Below are 17,877 nucleotides of genomic sequence, written 5' to 3' on the forward strand. Positions count from 1 at the left end.
ATATACCGAGCGACCTCACTCGCTGTAGCAGGCTTTGCGCGAGCAGTTCAGGAGGACCAAATAGACTCTTCGTGCCTGCGATGTCGATGCTGCAGAGCAGGGCTGTGTCTTGTCTGTGTTCTTCTATCCGCGGTGAGAACGCACCTGCGCATTCGAGGAGTATCAATCTTGTTCTTGTCTCTGCCTGACCTGAACGCGACAGAACTATCGGTTCCGAGAACGTATCGACTTCCACTCGGGTCATGCCGCGAGCCAGGCCGGCAAGCCTCGCCTTAGTGTTCAGAGAGCAGACGTATTGCGAGGGTGGTTCACCTTCCATGACGACACAGGGCTTGCTGTGCAGTTCTGGGCGAAGCCGCAAAAGCGATTGCGCTGGAAATTCTTTCGCATAGAGACACGCATAGAGTTCCGTTGGCGTTGTCATCTTGCACCTGCCCATGCCGTCCGACAATCCCAGGTAACTCCAGTGACATTCTTCGGCGGCTTGCGCAATAGAACGACATTGCTTGTGTTCGGCGCGAAACGTCGCCGTGTGACCTCAACATGAGGTTGTATTCCTGTGAATACGGTGGCGTCATTGCTGATCACTTCCGCTGGCTGGAGAAGAAGCAGTAACTCAGCACTGCTCTTTGCACACGGATGCTGGGTGAGGAGAAGAACGCTCGATTGAGTTCGCTCTGCTGCCGCTCGATAGCGAAACCAGGTAGAGAGCTGGATGCGTGAGACGAACTCCGGAGCGAGGCCAGCCATATCCAGCACGACTCCGCTAAAGCCGCCGCCCTGTAAAAGCAGATCAGCAGCTCCCAATGCCTGTTCGATGCGCCCCCACGGTTTGGACGTTGGAACGTAACGTCGTGAAGTGACGGCTGTTGGTTCGTCGCTGGCAACGAAGCTCGGCCTTTCTTCCCTCGCTCTGCGTTGCGGCTCCGCGCAGCGCGGCGCGAAGGATTGTGGACCGAGCAAATCGCTGACAGCACCGGACAGTCCCTTTGCCTCACCACGCGGATGCGCACCACATCCTCCGCCGTGTAACCCCTGCTTTGCAGGACGCGGAACGAGGTACCTGTCTGGTAAAACGAAGGTGCGCGCTGGGCGTTTCTCCGCCTCCTGTACTGCACCGCAGCGAACCCATAAAAGCCGTTCAAGATCGACACCAGCAGCGGCGGCAGACACGGGATCAAAGTTGTTTGAGGCGTCAATCCAGGCGCAAACCTTCGATGCTTGGGTCAGGTGCGCCACAAACGAAAGAGCGATGTCTGTTCGCCCCGAGCACTCTGGCCCAACCAACTCGCTTATCGCCCCAATGGGTAGACCGCCTTGCAGGAGATTGTCCAGGGATTGAATGCCAGTCTCCGCTACCGGTCGGATCATTTTGGGCGCTGGAGTCAGTGCGGATGGAATCTTATGCGCAAGAGCCGCTTCGATCTGTGTTCGGATTGTGGCGGTAGTAGGCATAAGCATGTCTTCGCTTTATATTCGCCTATTCCTGCCTGTAGGAGCCACCTGGACCGCCCTTAAAGTAGTGCAGGATTCTAGGTAAGTGATTGCTTGTAAAGGAGAAGAATTTATTTGGGACATAGCGTTGGGCAGAGCCCAAATCCAGAATTTACACTTTCTGGGAGTAGGGTGGATATCTAAAATGGACGGACGCGAATCATCTCCGTCACTCTAGGTAGCTGCGTCGCGATGACGAAAAGATCCCTGCAGGGTCGTGAAGGAGACTTGTACGATGTGCGGGCGCTACAGGAGACCAGGCAAGCAGAAGATCGCGGAGGCCTTTGCCGTGAGTGAGGGCCTGGACGCGTTCGATCTCGAACCGGATGACAATGCCTGTCCTCAATCCTTTCAGCCCGTCATCCATTTGAATGAAAACGGCGAGCGGCAGATGGAACTGATGCGCTGGGCGTTCAGGCTCCCCGACAGACTCCTATTCAATGCTCGTTCCGAAGGAATCGAGAAAGCAAAGTTCTGGACTGATTCCTTTCAGAAGCGACGCTGCATTATTCCGGCAAGTGCGATCCAGGAAGCGCAAGATCTCCCCGATGGAAAGAAGGGAGACAAATACGAGTTCGATATTCCCGGTCGAGAAGTTTTCGGAATGGCAGGTATATGGAAGCTCTGGAAACATCCGGGGACGGGTCAATGGGAATCGACATTCGTAGTTCTCACCGGAGAACCGAACGAAGTGATGCAGCCGATTCACAATCGTCTGACGACTGTGTTGCAGCCGAAGGACTATGCAGAGTATCTCGCGTTCTCTGAGAGGCCGCCCGTCCATTCGCTTCGTATTCTGCCGTCCAATGAATTGCGTGCGATACGTTTAGAGAAGTCCGTGCCAAAGCTACAGGCGAAGCCTAAAGCAAACCCGCAGATTGCCCTTTTCGGTTCGGAGTGATCGTGTATGCCAAAACGCAGCGCAGGTCTTTTGATGTTTCGCAAATTGAATGGTCAGTTGGAGGTCTTTCTTGTTCATCCGGGAGGACCGCTCTGGGCCAAGAAAGACAAGGGTGCGTGGACGATACCCAAAGGTGAATATGAGCAGGACGAGAATCCGCTTGTCGCAGCGCGGCGCGAGTTCGAAGAGGAGACGGGCTTTCCTGCAACCGGCGATTTGGTCGATCTAGGCTCGATCAAACAGAAGGGCGGTAAACTCGTGACCGCATGGGCATTCCAGGGTGATTGCGATCCAGCCAAATTGATGAGCAATACATGCGAGATCGAATGGCCTCCGCGCTCCGGCCGTCATCTCGAAATTCCCGAGGTTGATCGGGGCCACTGGTTTTCGATGAACGAAGCAAATGAATATATTCGCGAGGAACAACATGAGCTTCTGCGCAGGCTCGTGCAATGACTCAATTTGAGTTCAACGTTCTTTGGCAGGCGTCTCCAGGTGTCGACTTCGAACTTCCAGCGTGCGATGAAGGCATGGTTCTGCTGAAGTTGTGGGCACGCAAATGATGCGACTCTGGCGCAAGAGCTACCGAAAGTGCGGAAAATACGAATGGGACGCTGGCACACGGCTTCTATCGCCGCGTGGCGCAGTGTTCCGGATGTGGTGAGCTGTGATTGAAGACTATTCCCGCGACTAAGTTTTATTAGTTCCGCTGTCGAGTTCGTGTGCTACGGTGTTACGCTTTCTCTATTGGAGATCGGATGAGCATAACTGGAGCAGTATCTGAATTGGACAAAGAAATATCCGCGTTGAACAAAGAAATCAACCGTCTGACGCAGATCCGCGAGTCTCTCTTGAAGAGCCCTGCTGGAGAAAGTCGACCGAATATAAGCACAGCCGGTAAAACCCAAAAACGAAAATATGTGCGTTCTGCTGTTACACCAGCAAAGACCTCCTCGCCGGCTAAAAAGTCCAACACCAGGAAGAAGATTGCGCCGGTGAAAGCATCCGCTTCGGTGAAAGCGACAGCTCCGGCGAAGAAGAGAGTGGTATCCGCAGCAACCAGGAAGAAGATGTCTGACGCTGCCAAGGCGCGGGCGGCGGTTAAGTCCGAACCGGCGAAGTAGTAGTTTAATTGAGGTGAGAGAACACCCTCACCTCAATTAATAGATGCATCGATTCGCCCCTGTTCAGATTTCATTGGCTCGGAACTTCCCAGCCTTGGTTGGTCAACTGGAGTCCCGCAACTTCATTTGACTTCGATATGCCGTTTACTGTCGTCCGAATATCTCCGAACTCGCGCTGTATATCGGGTCGTTCCGCCCAGGGTGCGAGGTTTGCGATCTTATAGGTATAGCTGACCTCGGACTGAGAGGACGCTCCCGTGTTGATGGGCTCGGTCCATTTCACAATCGAATCGACCATCCTATCTCCATAGCAGAAGCCGGCGGTTTGGCCGAAGATTCCGGAGGCCTGCTGAAGATATTTCTTGCCTACCTCGGTCGGTTGATAGCGCTTCACGCGCCGAGGCGCACCTGGGCCAAAGATGCCTGGAGTGGGAGCGATCGTATCTGAAGATCCAACCAGACCCGCCGCCTCTAAAACTGCAATTTGGACGCCAGTCCCCGACTGGAGTTTCTGTTCGGATTCGGAAACATCGATTGGAAATGGACGACCGATCCAGGTACAAGCTTTTCCGTGTTTCTCAAGATACTGGTTGATAGCTTTCCTGAAATTGTCGTCGCTCGGTTTCTGGGCGTTGTCGCAAGCGGTAAGGAAAATAACCCCTACGAGAAAGAGGAGAGAGAATCTGCGCATAAAAATATCCTCCAGAGTAATTGGTAGATCAGAGCTAGTTGATTTCGATTTTGAGAGCCAACAGCTGAGAGAAGAGATCATCGACTAAGCCCTTGAGATCTCCATACCTCTGATCGCGCCGCATAAAGAGCACCGTCTCGATTCCGAGGTAGCGGTCGGTGAGAGGCTTGAAGACGGTACCCGCATGAGAGATGTGGGCAGCGGACCGGGGTAGCAAAGCGAGCCCGAAGCCACGGGCTGCGAATTCAAGCGCGTGAGCCTCTCCCTTCACCTCTCTAAAGATGGGGCGAACTCCCAGACTGCCCATGTATTTCACTACCCGTCCATAGAAGCGCGGCTGCAACGATCGAGGCATCCAGAAGACCATCTCGCCATCAAGGTCATGTGCGGTTACCCCTACCTTTTGGGCGAGCCGATGGTTCCTCGGCAAACAGGCCGAGAACCCCTCCCGGCCAACCCGATGCAACCATAGATCCGGATCTGAGAGTGGTCCGACACCCAGCGCGGCGTGTAGCTTACCTCGAAGAACACGCTCCACCAACTCCAGCGTATTTGCAGTTTCGAGCACAATACTGGACGGCTCATTCGCGGGAGGATGAATAACCGGGCTCAATCCACTAAGGAGCGGCAGAAATGCACTGTGGGTATATGGAGAATAGCCTATGCGGTACGGCCCACTCTCGATCTGCGCCTGGAACCGGGCTAGGTCCCACGCCCGTTCGGCATGACTAAGAGAGAGCGACGATTCCTGAACAAATAGCCTGCCCGCTTCGGTCAGCACCACATTGCGCGTTGACCGTTCAAACAGCTTAACTCCGATGCTCTTTTCCAGCGACGAGACCCTTCTGGTGAGCGACGGTGGTGCAATGCCAAGCTTTTTCGAGGCCCGAACGAAATTGCCTTCCTGCGCGATGACGACGATCAGGATGTTGAGTTCCAGTGGATTCTTGCTCTGCATGAGAACCTGCCTTTGAGAGATTGAGTTGTGGTGCTTCCGAAGGCCATTTCAGAATCCCGGTACTCCCGGGATGTACTATTCACTGCAACCGTCCCACCCGCGATTGGACGCCGAGACCTTTAGGAAATCCCAAGCGGGTCAAAACGCGATTCACTACGCCTACGACTTCCACTTCCTGGCGGTATCGCCATCTACGGTGCGAAGCCATCGCCAACGCCGAAGGTACAAGCGTGAGCCACCCCTTCTCGTCGAGTTCACACCAGCCGCAATGGTAGCCATCATGCGAACGCAAAAAATAGATCGGTCGTTCGAAGATGGAGTGGAAGACCTTCCCTGCCTCGATTGTGCGGACAGCCGCGTTAATCTCCACTATTGCTCTCGGCTGCACGAATGGGACAAGAGTGTTGTCACCTGCTCCGAGTACGCCGTACAAGGGCTCTGCCTCGCGTGAGTACCTTCGAACCGTCCGGTGACCGGCTCCATCTATCTGCGAGAGCGGAGGCAAGAGGGTGGTTACAGGAAAGTAAGCCAGCCAACTCTCGGGCGGTAGCAGTGGATTTTTCAGGTCGGTCAGTCCTTTGAGGACAGCGGCCGGTACATTGGGGAAATGAAAATGTAGAGAGCGAGTTGCGTCATTCTCTGATATTGCTTCATCGGTCAACTCGTCGTGTGTGACGCCGTAGACCTCTTGCAGGGATTCCAGTCTTTTGTGCGCAATCGAGTGGCTCTCCCGTTCGATTCTGCCGAGCCAACTCGCGGAAATCTTGCGCGCCTTATCTCCGTGCCTATTGGCGATAACCGTGGTGAGCTTTTCCACCTGGCGGAGGGAAAGTTTGCGCTGGTTACGGATGATCAATAACTTGCGTCCAATCTCACTCATTTAATTAGCCTCTGCTTACCACTCGAATGCGAGAAGCTGGGAAAATGCTCCTATCTATTAGGAGCAAGCACTATGTTCCACGCCGTTTGCGAGTTTCCTGTGTCATAGCGAATCGGTCGTTGCTTATGACACGGAAACTTCTCTTCTCAAGACGGGCTATGCCTCCACCCGCAGCATTGCCGCCATAGAGCAGCAATCCTGAGTCCACTTGTAAGTTATTGAAAATAAGATTTAGAGGGAGCGATTTTTCGCGAATTCCTGTGAAGGAACCAGATCCCGTGACTTCGCTGGCCGTGTTGAGCTACTGACCCTCGCAATATTCGGTGGGTGACCGGCCGCCTTGGTCACAAAACTGGAGCGCAATAACCGGAGAGCCGGCTACCCCTACTCATCAAGTTTGCGGGGAATATCGAGCGTTGCATGAAGGATTCGGATGATTCGAAGCGGGTGAGAATCCGGATCGTACACGATGATGTAATTGGGAAAACGTGGCACTGTTCAGAAACGCACGGGCCGAGATGTCTGGTCTGGACGGAGATGCCCAGCTTGCGGAGCCGAAGAAAGAAACCCAAACGCCGTGTAAATCTGGGCTTCCACCCTATCTGCCGCTTCAACGCTGTCTTGCGCGATGTAGGACCACACAGCAAACAGATCGTCCTCAGCTTGAGGGGTGAGGCGATACGAATTCATGCCTAGCGTTGTCGCTCAGTCCAAGCGTGCTTTTTCGCCTGCATATGAGCCCGTACTTCCCTATCGCCAGCCAGTTCGCCCTGCTCCGCAGCGTTCCATCCATCTTCGATTATTTCCGCAATTTCACTGTGGTTGGAGGCAAACCAAGCTTCCTGCTCGTGGAGTAGGCTAACAGCGCGCTCTACGAATTCATCGACGGTTTGGTAGGGACCGCGCTGAATGTCCTGCCGAATCTGTTCTTCCAGCTCAGGGCGAAGGTGGATGTCCATAGGGAGTAGTTTACTCAAGGCGAACCTTTAACCTGTGAGGCGATTCTTTTCGTCGATTGCGGGGTAATTGCACGAACACTTCGCGTTTTCGCCTGACTATTAGAGTCGCAGATTCGCGAGGCGCACGCCGAGAGAGACCACCGGCTTTAATAAAGGATTCGTTTTCGCTATAGTCGGTCAGGGCGTTCTGGGTAACCCCAAGAGCATCGGCGATGAGGCCAAAGCTCAACTCTCCGGTCCAACTCTTCCCCCGTTCGATATTGCTGATTTGCTCTTCTGAGATGCCCACCATCTCAGCTAGCTTCCGTTGACTCAAACCCCGGTCAAGACGAAGCTTCCTGATGCGGATTCCAAAGTTGGGCTGAACATTCTCCACATAAAAAGTGTGGAGAATCGCATAATTTTATGACACCGAGCCATACTACGGGTTATGATCTCTGTAAATTAGGGGTTGAGTGTACTTAGGAGGTTGGGTCAGCAGAAAAATCGAAAAAGTCTCGAACGGGAATTCCGAGAATAATAGAGAACGCCTCGATGGATTCAAAGGATGGGGCATTTAAGCCGCGTTCTATAAGGCTAACGAAGTCAATCGAGATGTCCAAAAGTTCAGCAAATTGCTGTTGAGTCATCCCTCGGCGCTTGCGGATCGAGCGTAGTTTTTTCCCGAACTGTTTTCGCAAGGTCGCCACACATGAAGTGTGTCTGACCGATCGGAGCAGCAACACCGAGCATTACTACGTATTTCTGCTTTTCGAGTTGGCTCAAACTATTTAGTTTCCTGTTCAAGGATTCGGAGTTCGATGCTTTCACGAGCACAAGTCGCGCGTTCAGCAAAAGAGGTCCTATGAGTTCTGAAGCCGCCGCTTATTTCCCGGATGCTCTGGCGAGCACATCGGAGGTTTGCGAATCGGAGCATAGGACTTCAGAAATTCCTTCGGCTCTCCCTGATTTAGTCCAACCTCAAATTGACACATCTGAGTCTTTCGTCAACTTCGTCTCCAATATCCCTGAGATCTCAGATGAGACGCTACTGGAACAGGTCTGTCAGGGAACGAAAGAAGCTCTTTCCCTCCTCTTTCGCCGCCACGCCCGCATCGTCCGAAACGTGGCCTACCGCATTCTGCGGAACGAGGCAGAGGCGGACGATCTGTTGCAGGACGTCTTCATCTTCATATTTCGCAAGGCCGCACTCTTCAATCCGTCGCGCGGTACGGCTCGTTCATGGATCGTACAGGTCACCTACCATCGAGCTTTCGACCGGCGCCGCCATCTCAACACTCGACACTTCTATGCGAGCCGAGGACTTGAGGATGTTGCATTGAATGTGGCCGACCCTCGGCATGAGATTCTCTTTACCGAATGGTCTCTAGAAAGTATCTGGGGAAAAGAGTCAGCCGCGAGGCTGCGGGAACTTCTCTCCCCTGCCCAACTCTCTACCATTGAGCTGCATTTCTTCGAGGGGTATACATTGGAAGAGATCGCTGACCGATTGGGGCAGAGTCTAGGCAATATTCGGAACCACTACTACCGCGGACTCGAAAAGTTGCGTAAGCCTGCTTTTGCAAACAAGTTGCGATCAAAGTGACCAGAATCGTGGAAAACGACTTCAATCAAGGTGTCTCGGCATTCCCGTCAGATCACTGCGATGATTACTTCATCGAGCTCTGTGCGCTCTCGACTACTGATACCTTGACCGTGGAAGAGTGGAAGCAGCTCGAACTGCACTTGTCCATCTGCGCCAACTGCAGGGAGATCAAAGCACAGTACGACGGTCTCATTGCCACAATAGTTCCGGCGCTAGCTGCAGATCAAACAAAAGCGGATGACGGCCACGCTTCTGATTCCTGGCCGGTAGAGCAGGCCGAAGCTTCTCTGATGGCAAGGATAGACCGGGAGAACATCTCCCCGGAAAAGGACCTTCCATCTACTACGGCGACTTTGCGCCAGCGGCGCATCCGTTGGCCCTATGCCTGGGCAGCCGTCTTCTTGGCGGCGTCCATTTGGGCCGCCTATCAATTTGACACTCACCGGGGACGCGGTTCGTTGGAAATCGTGACTCTGCCGACGTCAAGTACGCATGACGCGCAACACGATCTCCCTCGCTCCGTGCCGCTTCCTTCAGGACAAGAAAACAATGAGCAGCAACAAGCAGCGAAAATAACAGAACTGCGCCATCAGCTTCAGACAAGTCTCTCGGATGTAGTCAGACTTGAAGGACAGAAGAGTTCCCTCGAAGATGAATTGGCGAGGCGCAATACTGACCTGGGCCGGAATTCCCAAGATCGCATAGAACTGGAACGGCAATTAGCCCTCGCGCAATCCACTGCACAGAGCCTGCAGGACAAACTAAGCCTCAGTACGTCTCGGTCCTCTCAGGAGACAACGCAGTCACAAACTCTGCAAGCGCAGGTCGAAGAGCTGAGTGCCTCTTTGCGAAAGAAGGACCAAGATCTCGCCCAGAATGAGGATTTGCTCCAGCACGATCGCGACATTCGAAATCTGATTGGAGCGCGCGACCTTTATATCGCTGAAATTTACGATGTGGCCAAGACAGGCAAAACCCAGAAACCCTTCGGAAGAGTGTTCTATACGCGAGGAAAGTCTCTAGTCTTCTACGCCTATGACCTTGATCAGCAACCAGGAGTGAAACTTGCAAGTACCTTCCAGGCGTGGGGACGTAAAGGGATCGATCAACAACACGATATCAATCTCGGGATCTTCTATCAGGACGACCAGAACAAAAAGAGATGGGTTCTGAAGTCGGACGATAATGCTACGCTTTCCCAGCTTGATGCAGTCTTTGTAACAGTCGAACCCCATGGAGAGAGTTCTAAACCGAGTGGCGAACCACTCTTGTTCACCTATCTCCGACTGACACCCAATCATCCATAGTGTTCGCTGGTATTTAACTCCTCCACTGCACCGATAGACACAAACTTTCTTGATAAGGGATACAGGCAGCTTCCGTAGACGGAATGACACACCTTCATTCCAGTCCGCTCGAGGAGCTTCGCGTGAAAGATTTTTGTACCCTTCGTTTGCTGTTGCTGATCTTCTGCGCCACAACATTCGTCATTGCCCAATCTACGGACGCGACCATTAGTGGTTTGGTCATAGATTCTTCTGGAAAAGTCATCGTAGGTGCCGAAATTGAGGTCCTGAATGAAACGACCGGCGTCCGTTATGACAACGAAACCAACGGAGCTGGAGTCTACACCCTATCGATCCTTCCACCTGGACAGTATCGAGTTCAGGTATCAAAGGTAGGCTTCAAGACTTTAATCAAGCCAGACATCGTTCTGAATGTTCAGAGCGCTGTAGCTTTGAACTTCACCCTGCCTGTCGGCGCAGCATCCGAAAGCATCACCGTCGAGGCTGGCGCGTCACGAATCAACACAACGGATGCTTCCGTGAGCACAGTCATCGATAGAAAATTTGTCGAGAACACACCGCTAAATGGTAGAAGCTTTCAGGATCTGATTTCTCTTACTCCGGGTGCGGTAACACAGAGCCCACAAAATGGAGGCACTGTAGGTGCCAATGGCGATTTCAGTATCAACGGTCAGAGAACCGAATCGAATTCTTACATCGTGGATGGAGTTTCAGGAAACACCAACCCAGGAAATACAGGTGGTCTCGGAGTTACGGGCAATGGAACTATCGGTGCATCTACGGCGTTAGGAACGACACAGAGCCTAATTTCTGTGGATGCGCTCCAGGAGTTTCGGGTCGAAAGCTCCAGCTATTCTGCAGAATATGGACAAAGCCCGGGGGGACAGTTCCTGCTGCTCACTCGTTCTGGTACAAACGCCTTTCACGGTACGGCGTTTGACTATTTACGCAACAACTATTTCGATGCGAATGACTGGTTTGGGGATCACTACGGAACGCCTATACCGGCACTTCGGCAGAATGATTTTGGCGGAACAATTGGTGGCCATCTGTGGATTCCAAGAGTTTACGATGGTAAAGATAAGACCTTCTTCTTTGCCTCTTACGAGGGCCTCCGCCTAACTCAACCTCAAGCTGCGTCGATTGAATATGTGCCTGATGTCGCTTTGAGACAGAGTGCAGCCCCGGCTCTTCAAGGGCTCCTGAGCGCATTTCCGTTGCCAAGTGCCGGGGGGATCGACTACGGCAATCTCGCTCAGTTCATCGAGCCCTATTCGCTACCCGGTCGAATCGATTCGACAAGTATCAGGGTCGACCATACCTTGGGCCCGAAACTGGTATTGTTCTTTCGTTTCAGCGACACGCCAAGTTCGGTTTCGAGTCGCAACCTTTCATCCCTCAGTCAAACGAGCCTGAACACGCAAACCTACACCCTCGGCGCAACTAGCCAGCTCTCAGAGAGAGCAAGCAATCAATTCAGGCTAGGCTATTCACGCGGAAACACCGTCTTAGCAACAACCCTTGACTCGTTCGGCGGTGCTACACCTTCAAACGCGGCCGCACAGGTGGGAACAGGTATGTATCGAAATCCAGCGACTCTTTTGTTGCTGAACTTCGCCGGCGTTGGCTCTTCTCTCTTAAACGCCGGAACCAGCGGGGTCGGTGATCGGGACTGGAATCTTGTAGATACCTTCAGCTGGTCGCTCGGTCACCATCAGCTGAAAGTTGGAGTCAACTATAGAAGGCGTAAAGAGCTTCAATCTAGCTCCACTCCCCTCGTAGAAGCGCTCTATTACAATTCCGCCGCGATCCAGACAAACCAAGCCACGGTGATGCTGCTTGAGCAAATAGTTAATCCGACTCCGGTGCTCAGCAACACAGCAGCGTTTGCCGAGGACGCGTGGCATCTAAACTCTCGTCTCAATCTCACCGCAGGAGTACGTTGGGAGATAGATCCAGCTCCAAACGACGAACACGGAAACGATGCCTATACGCTTCTAGGTAGCGTCAGCAATCCAAGTAGCCTTTCAGTTGCGCCTCGAGGAACTCCGCTTTGGCAAACATATTGGTTTAATTTCGCCCCGCGTTTAGGAGCAGCCTGGATCGTGCATAACAGCCCAGGATGGGAGACGGTACTGAGATTCGGTGTGGGAGTTTTTTTTGACACCCTCAATGAAGCCGCAACGAACGGGTTCGGCGCTCTGGGGTTCTCGGCACGGCAAGAATCCTTTGGGGGCGCTTTACCTGTCACCGCTGCCCAACTAAACTTTGCACCCACGGCCACGCCTCCTTACACGAGCCAGGGCATCTACGCGTTTCCAGCGCATCTACAGGCCCCCTACACCCTGCAATGGAATACGGCACTTGAACAAGCGCTCGGGAAAACACAATCAGTCACAGTCTCCTACGTAGGCGCCAGTGGGAGACGCTTGCTGGCCACTCAGACGTTGTCTCTTGGCGCACTCAATCCAGATTTCGGAACGGTATACACAATGCCTGGAAATGTAACTTCTAATTACCAGGCGCTTCAATTGCAGTTCCAGCGAAACGTGAGCCATGGTCTCCAGGCTCTGGCCTCTTACACATGGTCCCATGCAATTGATGATGGATCCAGCTATTCTCAGATTCCTCTCAGTCGAGGAGATTCAGATTTTGATGTACGCAACAACTTTTCGGGTGCCCTGAGTTGGGATATACCGGGGCCGAAGCATGGGGGAACGCTGAAAGGATTATTTGGGTCTTGGGGAACCGACGCGCGACTCCTGGTTCGCAGCGCGTTTCCAATCAATTTGTTAGGCAACTCGCTTTTCGATCCTTCAACCGGAGAATCGTACTACAGCGGTGTAAATTTCATTCCAGGACGGCCAACATTTCTATATGGCCCGCAGTATCCGGGTGGCCGCGCCATTAACGGCGGCCCATCCGCACCGGCTTCGACTGCAGCATTCGTCTTGCCGAGCGGCACAGATACCGGCAACGCACCCAGAAACTTTGTGCGAGGTTTCGGAGCTACTCAGGTGAACCTCGCTCTAAGGCGATCGTTTCCTCTCTCGGGAGCGGTTCACATCCAGTTTCGCGCTGAAGCCTTCAACGTTCTCAACCACCCCAACTTCGGCTATGTGGATCCGACGCTAACGGATGCCACCTTCGGACAGGCGACTCAAACACTGAATCAAAGCCTTGGCACGATGGCGGCGCAGTACCAACAAGGCGGCCCTCGCTCGATGCAGTTTGCGCTCAAGCTTGTCTTTTGAACACCGTCGTTCTTGTAGAGTGCGGCTCCCGCCAGCTTATCGCGGGACATGACTCCGACATTTCACTTAATGACATACGGGAGAATCTGTGAGAATAAGCACCCTAGTCGCTGTGTGTGTCTTGATATTCGCCCTGGGAAATAAGGGCCTCAACGCCCAACAAAAAAGAAGTATAGGGCCGTGCGACTGCGCTACGGTGAATCAGATATATAGGGATATAACAGGCTTCGGCAGCATAGAACTCAGTCCGGACGGACATCAGGTGGCCTATTTATTGGAGTCGCCAAACATACAGACAAACGACAACGAGATCAAACTCTATATACGCAACATCCCGGCGCCCACGAGTGACGACGCTAAGCCGCTTCTGGTTGGGCATCTGTCTGAGTTGCATTGGACGGCTGACGGCAGATACGTGACAGTCTTACGGCGGGACAATGGCCGACGAAGCATAGAGCGCGTGGACCCGGCGACCGGACATCACTTGGTTCTTTTCGAAACCGATTCGGACCTTCGCGAATACAGCCTGGATGAGGCAAGCCACGTCTTGGTCTATGGAGTGGAGGTAGATGAGAAGAGGTCGGCGTCGCATTCGGCAGAAGAGGTTGCGAAGGGGTATCGAATTGATTTCCAGACTCTTGGGATCGTCCGAGGCCCACAAGAAAGAGCATATGTGGTTCGGCGTAACGGAGCTAGCTGGAGCCCTCCGACAGAGATCGTGATTCACTCTCCTCTAAGTGGAGATCCTCTTCCAGCCGTAGCCCACTGGGCGAACACAACGCTGGAGCTTAATCTATCGCCGAATGGCAAGAAGCTCCTGCTTGAGTATAGGGACGCTTCAGAAAGAATGCCGGAAGTGTGGCAGAAGAGTGGCTTCATGTATATGCGGAGGCACGCTGGTTGGGTGCCATTTACGATCAGCGTTCTTTACGACATGGATAGCGGGAAGACTACCGTCCCTCTGAGGACGCCAGCAACCGCCAGCTTGTCACATTGGTCGCCAGATAGTTCCTCGTTCATTATCGCGGGTTTGGCGCCCGTTGGAACAGAAGAAGAGTGGATCGATCCGGTCGCCCACAAGGTAGATTCCGGAAGCCACCTATATTGGGTTGAGCCAAGCAGTGGTGAAGTCATAGAGATTACAGCAAAGCTATTTGCCGGGTTTGAGGGTCTCCTGTTTTGGGACAAGAAAGGCAGAGTTTTCGCTCGGGCAACATCCAGTGGTGACTCAATCAGCGAATTTGTTAAGGAGGGCAGTAGGTGGCGCGAGATGTCCGCACTGAAGATCCCGGTTCGATTGGACCCGGCGACCTTAGCTACTGACGGGATCTATGTGGCGGGTGAATACAATGATCTCATTACCCCACCGCAGTTGCTCTTGAGTCACCTTGGTCGCGAGGACAAACAGATATTTGCGAAATATAACCCTCAGTTTGATAACGTAACCCTCGCGAAACCGAGTGAGATCCACTGGCAAACGAAGGAGGGGTTTAATGCCAGCGGCTTGCTTTTGCTGCCGCCTGACTTTAAGCCAGGAACGTCGTATCCGCTTGTTATTCATACCAAACCTTTTGACGATTCCTTCGGTTGCAGCTGGGGGAAGTTTCCCTCCTTTGCGCCGCAGCTCTTAGCCAATGCTGGAATCATCTACCTGGGGCCCATCTGGACCAAAGGATCGACTCAAAGCGAGTCCGATTATTACCCCCCGGGGTATCCGGGGAGCGCCGGGACAACCGGAAACATCGCAGAAGCAGCCTTCAATATGGAGCTCTGGGATAGTGCCATAGAAAAGCTAAGCTCCGAAGGCATGGTGAACAAGGAGAGAGTCGGGATTATCGGATTCAGCCATACGGGGTGGTACACCGAGTTTATTCTGTCCCATTCAAGGAGTCACTATCGTGCTGCGACGGTTGCGGACAATGTGCAGTATAGTCTCGGAGAATATTGGCTCGGGAATAACGCGGAGACGATGCGTATGTACGAGGGAGTCTACGCCGGACCTCCTTATGGAAAGACGATAAAGAACTGGCTTGACCACTCGATCTCCTTCAATATCGACAAAATCCACACACCGCTCTTGATGGAGGAGATGGGGGGTGGCCTTCCTTATGATGATCCGAGAAATCCGCCCCACAATCTGGCCGCGAGCTTAGAAGTATTTGCGGGCCTCAATCGCCTGAGCAAGCCGGTCGAGATGTACTACTATCCGAACGAAACACACTCCCTCGACCATCCACAGGCCCGCGCAGCGAACCTCCAGCGCAGTGAGGATTGGTATCGCTTCTGGCTGCAAGGGTACGAGCGTCCAAATCCGGAAGATATTGACCAGTACAGTCGATGGGGCCATCTTGAGGATCTGCAACAGCACGATGCTGCCGCTTTCAGCCGACCGACCACCTCTTCTGAAGCTGGGGAGACGAGCGTGGAACAGTGACCCCGGCATGAAGGATATTCTCGGCGCGATTGTTAAGGCCCGAAGATGCGCGGAATACCCTTTGAAGAACAATATTCCGCACATCCTGCGGGAAATGTTAGTGTCATCGGAGCTGTCCGCCCGCTAGGTCTTAAGTAACGTTATTCGTCGGACTCGTAGGCCCCGATCGTGCAACCTACGAAATCCAGGTCGACTGTTACTGCTGGTTGTGGCTTGACCGATCCGTGATTATGCTCGGATTGGATCGCCGAGGTTGCATTTGCTGTTGTAAGGATCATTGGTTGTGTGTAGCGCATTGGATAGTCCTTCTTTCTTTTCTGAATTTCCGCTGAATCAGGTTGAGCGACCGCCTGGGTCAAAGCGGATCTTATGAGCTGCGCAAGAGCGCGGCTGCGAAGTGGTCAGAATCAATCTACGTAGCGGCTGACATTAGCACACCTGACTTGGCCCTAAGCCAGACCTCAAGAACGAGGGTTCTTCTGAGTGCGGCCCAGCCCAATACATCGCTTCCATTGATAACTCGCGCTGCAGCGTGTTGCAGTTTGTCGGCATCAATCAGGCCATAATCGGCCAGTAGCGGACGAGCGACTAAGGATTCGATTTCATCCCTGTGGCTCTGCATGTTAATGCGCGGACTTCGCGAGATATAGGCTTTCCGCTTCCGTTCCAGAATCTCAACAGGAACAATTGAGCGGAGCGCTCTCCGCATGAGCGAACGTCGTCGTCCGGGCTGGACGAGCTGTTCCCGCGGAAGACTAAAGAGAAACTCAATGAGGTCGCGGTCAAGTATGGGATAACGATATTCGTATCGCGCGTACATCTCCGGATAGAGATGAGGGAGCTTGTCTACAACGTCCCACCAGGCAGTGAAGTTACAGATCGCAGACGGAGAAGCCCATAAGCGACTCGCCTTGTGAAAAGCGCCGTCATCTGGCGATACACCGAGGCGATGTGACGCCCGGCTGATCCAACCAGGTCGCTCAGATGTCGGGTGCCACGGAGAATACAATCCCAAAGTGAACTTCGTCGTTCGATAGAGCATCTGGACCAACGGAGATCGAGAAAAGACGCACCATGCTAAGGATTGCTTCAAGAGAGCTGGAATATCAGCAGATACTACATAGTTGGCCAGTTCAGGTAGTGGCGTCGGAACTCCTCCGAGGAATTCGTCCCCACCGATGCCTGAGAGAATGACTCTATAGCCGCGATCCCAGACGCGACGGTGCATCTCTTGCCCCCATTCCAGGGTTGCCTTGTCATTTCCAGGTAGAGGAGATAGAGCGGCCGATGCCTCAGGCGGGACGAAGTTATAAGCTACGGTCGATAAGTTGACATGAATCCCGGTTTTGCCACGTCTAGCCTCCGTTATGGAAAAATATCGCTCTTCATCCCAATTGGGCTCCGAGGGATCGTAGTAGGACAGCGTATCGAGCAGAGAGTCGGTCGTGCTTCCACGAGATCTTCGAATAAAATCGGACATGCACACTATCGCAGTCGAGTCCATTCCCCCGCTAAGATGTGCGAGAATCGGATCTCCGCAGTGATCGCGGCGCCCAACCGCCTGTTTGAAATTGACAAAGAACTGCTCTTCATAATCGCCATCGCTTGTATATCTAACCAACTCTTTGGAGCGCGGCTGCCAGTGAGCTCTTTTAATCATGGTGCCGTCTCGAATCAAGACATAGTGTGCCGGCGGCACTTGCCATATGTTTCTATATGGCGTTAGCCCATGCAGAGATTGCCCGCATAGAAAACGCATTGCATATTGCTCATTAAGAGCAAAGGTACGGCCACACCCTACAAGGGTTTCCAGATAAGTGGACCAATATAGTATTCCGTCGTCCCAGTTGAAATAGAGACTGCGGGTTCCCGCATGATCGCGGGCGAGGTAGAGCTCTTGAGCAGATCCGCACCATAGCGCAAACGCCCAATCTCCGACGAAGCGAGCGATGGAACTCTCTCCCCAGCGTTCAAACGCAGCCAGAATCAAGGAAGAGTCGCTAATTTCTCGGTCGTCGATGTCCAAGGCGGTTCTAAGGTCTGAGCGGTTATCGAGCCTACCATCCAAGACCAGCATGTTGTTCTGGGCATCGACGACGGGCTGCGAGTCAGAACGAGAGCGCCTGGTAGTGTGTAAGGGTTGAAAACCCATTCCCACACGACCTATTGTGCGCCTGAAGGTCCCGTCCGAAACATAACCCTCCGTGAGCGCCGCAAGTCGTAGCAGCTCCTGGGACTCGACGATTTGTTCTTGGGGTCTGCACGTTCCAAAGATGATGCTCATCGGCCC

The 17,877-nt window shown here is 53.2% G+C and carries 16 protein-coding genes and 1 pseudogene; 7 read left to right on the forward strand and 10 right to left on the reverse strand.

From position 1 onward, the window contains the following. Positions 1-13 precede the first annotated feature (13 nt). Positions 14-439: pseudogene (locus RBB81_RS21080) on the reverse strand (DNA polymerase Y family protein); the annotation flags it as partial. Beyond that, on the reverse strand, positions 421-1,455 hold the full coding sequence (locus RBB81_RS21085) for a recombinase RecA (RefSeq protein ID WP_353072000.1): 1,035 nt from the start codon (positions 1,453-1,455) through the stop codon (positions 421-423). The pseudogene RBB81_RS21080 and the gene RBB81_RS21085, both read right to left, overlap by 19 nt. 274 nt (positions 1,456-1,729) lie before the next feature. On the opposite strand from RBB81_RS21085, the gene RBB81_RS21090 reads away from it, so the two are divergent. The 3 genes from RBB81_RS21090 (at position 1,730) to RBB81_RS21100 (ending at position 3,519) form a co-directional block, all read left to right on the forward strand. Beyond that, the gene (locus RBB81_RS21090) at positions 1,730-2,395 is read left to right on the forward strand and encodes an SOS response-associated peptidase (protein ID WP_353072001.1); all 666 of its coding nucleotides are present in this window, start codon (positions 1,730-1,732) and stop codon (positions 2,393-2,395) included. Positions 2,396-2,401: 6 nt separating this feature from the next. Further along, positions 2,402-2,851, forward strand: coding sequence for an NUDIX domain-containing protein (locus RBB81_RS21095; protein WP_353072002.1), 450 nt, complete (start codon positions 2,402-2,404; stop codon positions 2,849-2,851). Positions 2,852-3,153: 302 nt separating this feature from the next. Next, positions 3,154-3,519, forward strand: a complete 366-nt coding sequence (locus tag RBB81_RS21100) for a hypothetical protein (RefSeq protein ID WP_353072003.1) — start codon at positions 3,154-3,156, stop codon at positions 3,517-3,519. Positions 3,520-3,589: 70 nt separating this feature from the next. Here the strand turns inward: RBB81_RS21100 and RBB81_RS21105 are convergent, their stop codons facing one another. The 7 genes from RBB81_RS21105 to RBB81_RS23525 all read right to left on the reverse strand — a co-directional run bounded on the left by RBB81_RS21105 (position 3,590) and on the right by RBB81_RS23525 (position 7,636). Then, on the reverse strand, positions 3,590-4,210 hold the full coding sequence (locus RBB81_RS21105) for a hypothetical protein (protein WP_353072004.1): 621 nt from the start codon (positions 4,208-4,210) through the stop codon (positions 3,590-3,592). Between the two features lie 34 nt (positions 4,211-4,244). Beyond that, a complete protein-coding gene (locus tag RBB81_RS21110) occupies positions 4,245-5,168 on the reverse strand; it encodes a LysR family transcriptional regulator (RefSeq protein ID WP_353072005.1) in 924 nt (307 codons plus the stop codon). A 79-nt stretch (positions 5,169-5,247) separates the two neighbouring features. Beyond that, positions 5,248-6,048, reverse strand: coding sequence for a helix-turn-helix domain-containing protein (locus RBB81_RS21115; RefSeq protein WP_353072006.1), 801 nt, complete (start codon positions 6,046-6,048; stop codon positions 5,248-5,250). Positions 6,049-6,546: 498 nt separating this feature from the next. Next, entirely contained in the window at positions 6,547-6,738 is a 192-nt protein-coding gene (locus RBB81_RS21120; RefSeq protein ID WP_353072007.1) for a type II toxin-antitoxin system RelE/ParE family toxin, read from the reverse strand. Between the two features lie 2 nt (positions 6,739-6,740). After that, on the reverse strand, positions 6,741-7,007 hold the full coding sequence (locus tag RBB81_RS21125) for a hypothetical protein (RefSeq protein ID WP_353072008.1): 267 nt from the start codon (positions 7,005-7,007) through the stop codon (positions 6,741-6,743). Positions 7,008-7,017: 10 nt separating this feature from the next. After that, positions 7,018-7,383, reverse strand: a complete 366-nt coding sequence (locus RBB81_RS21130) for a helix-turn-helix domain-containing protein (protein WP_353072009.1) — start codon at positions 7,381-7,383, stop codon at positions 7,018-7,020. Between the two features lie 85 nt (positions 7,384-7,468). Beyond that, on the reverse strand, positions 7,469-7,636 hold the full coding sequence (locus RBB81_RS23525; RefSeq protein WP_423248094.1) for a helix-turn-helix domain-containing protein: 168 nt from the start codon (positions 7,634-7,636) through the stop codon (positions 7,469-7,471). A 215-nt stretch (positions 7,637-7,851) separates the two neighbouring features. Here RBB81_RS23525 and RBB81_RS21140 point away from each other — a divergent pair, with 215 nt between their 5' ends. The 4 genes from RBB81_RS21140 (at position 7,852) to RBB81_RS21155 (ending at position 15,587) form a co-directional block, all read left to right on the forward strand. Beyond that, positions 7,852-8,592 (forward strand): RNA polymerase sigma factor, encoded by a 741-nt coding sequence (locus RBB81_RS21140; RefSeq protein ID WP_353072011.1) that lies wholly within the window; start codon positions 7,852-7,854, stop codon positions 8,590-8,592. 8 nt (positions 8,593-8,600) lie between these two features. Next, on the forward strand, positions 8,601-9,899 hold the full coding sequence (locus RBB81_RS21145; RefSeq protein ID WP_353072012.1) for a hypothetical protein: 1,299 nt from the start codon (positions 8,601-8,603) through the stop codon (positions 9,897-9,899). 122 nt (positions 9,900-10,021) lie between these two features. After that, on the forward strand, positions 10,022-13,153 hold the full coding sequence (locus tag RBB81_RS21150) for a TonB-dependent receptor (protein WP_353072013.1): 3,132 nt from the start codon (positions 10,022-10,024) through the stop codon (positions 13,151-13,153). A gap of 88 nt (positions 13,154-13,241) precedes the next feature. After that, positions 13,242-15,587: a S9 family peptidase gene (locus RBB81_RS21155; protein WP_353072014.1), complete on the forward strand. Its 2,346-nt coding sequence runs from the start codon at positions 13,242-13,244 to the stop codon at positions 15,585-15,587. A 412-nt stretch (positions 15,588-15,999) separates the two neighbouring features. Here the strand turns inward: RBB81_RS21155 and RBB81_RS21160 are convergent, their stop codons facing one another. Next, positions 16,000-17,871, reverse strand: a complete 1,872-nt coding sequence (locus RBB81_RS21160) for an asparagine synthase-related protein (RefSeq protein ID WP_353072015.1) — start codon at positions 17,869-17,871, stop codon at positions 16,000-16,002. Positions 17,872-17,877: the final 6 nt, after the last annotated feature.

Origin of the sequence: Tunturibacter gelidoferens, assembly GCF_040358255.1 — a bacterium.
GTDB lineage: Bacteria > Acidobacteriota > Terriglobia > Terriglobales > Acidobacteriaceae > Edaphobacter > Edaphobacter gelidiferens.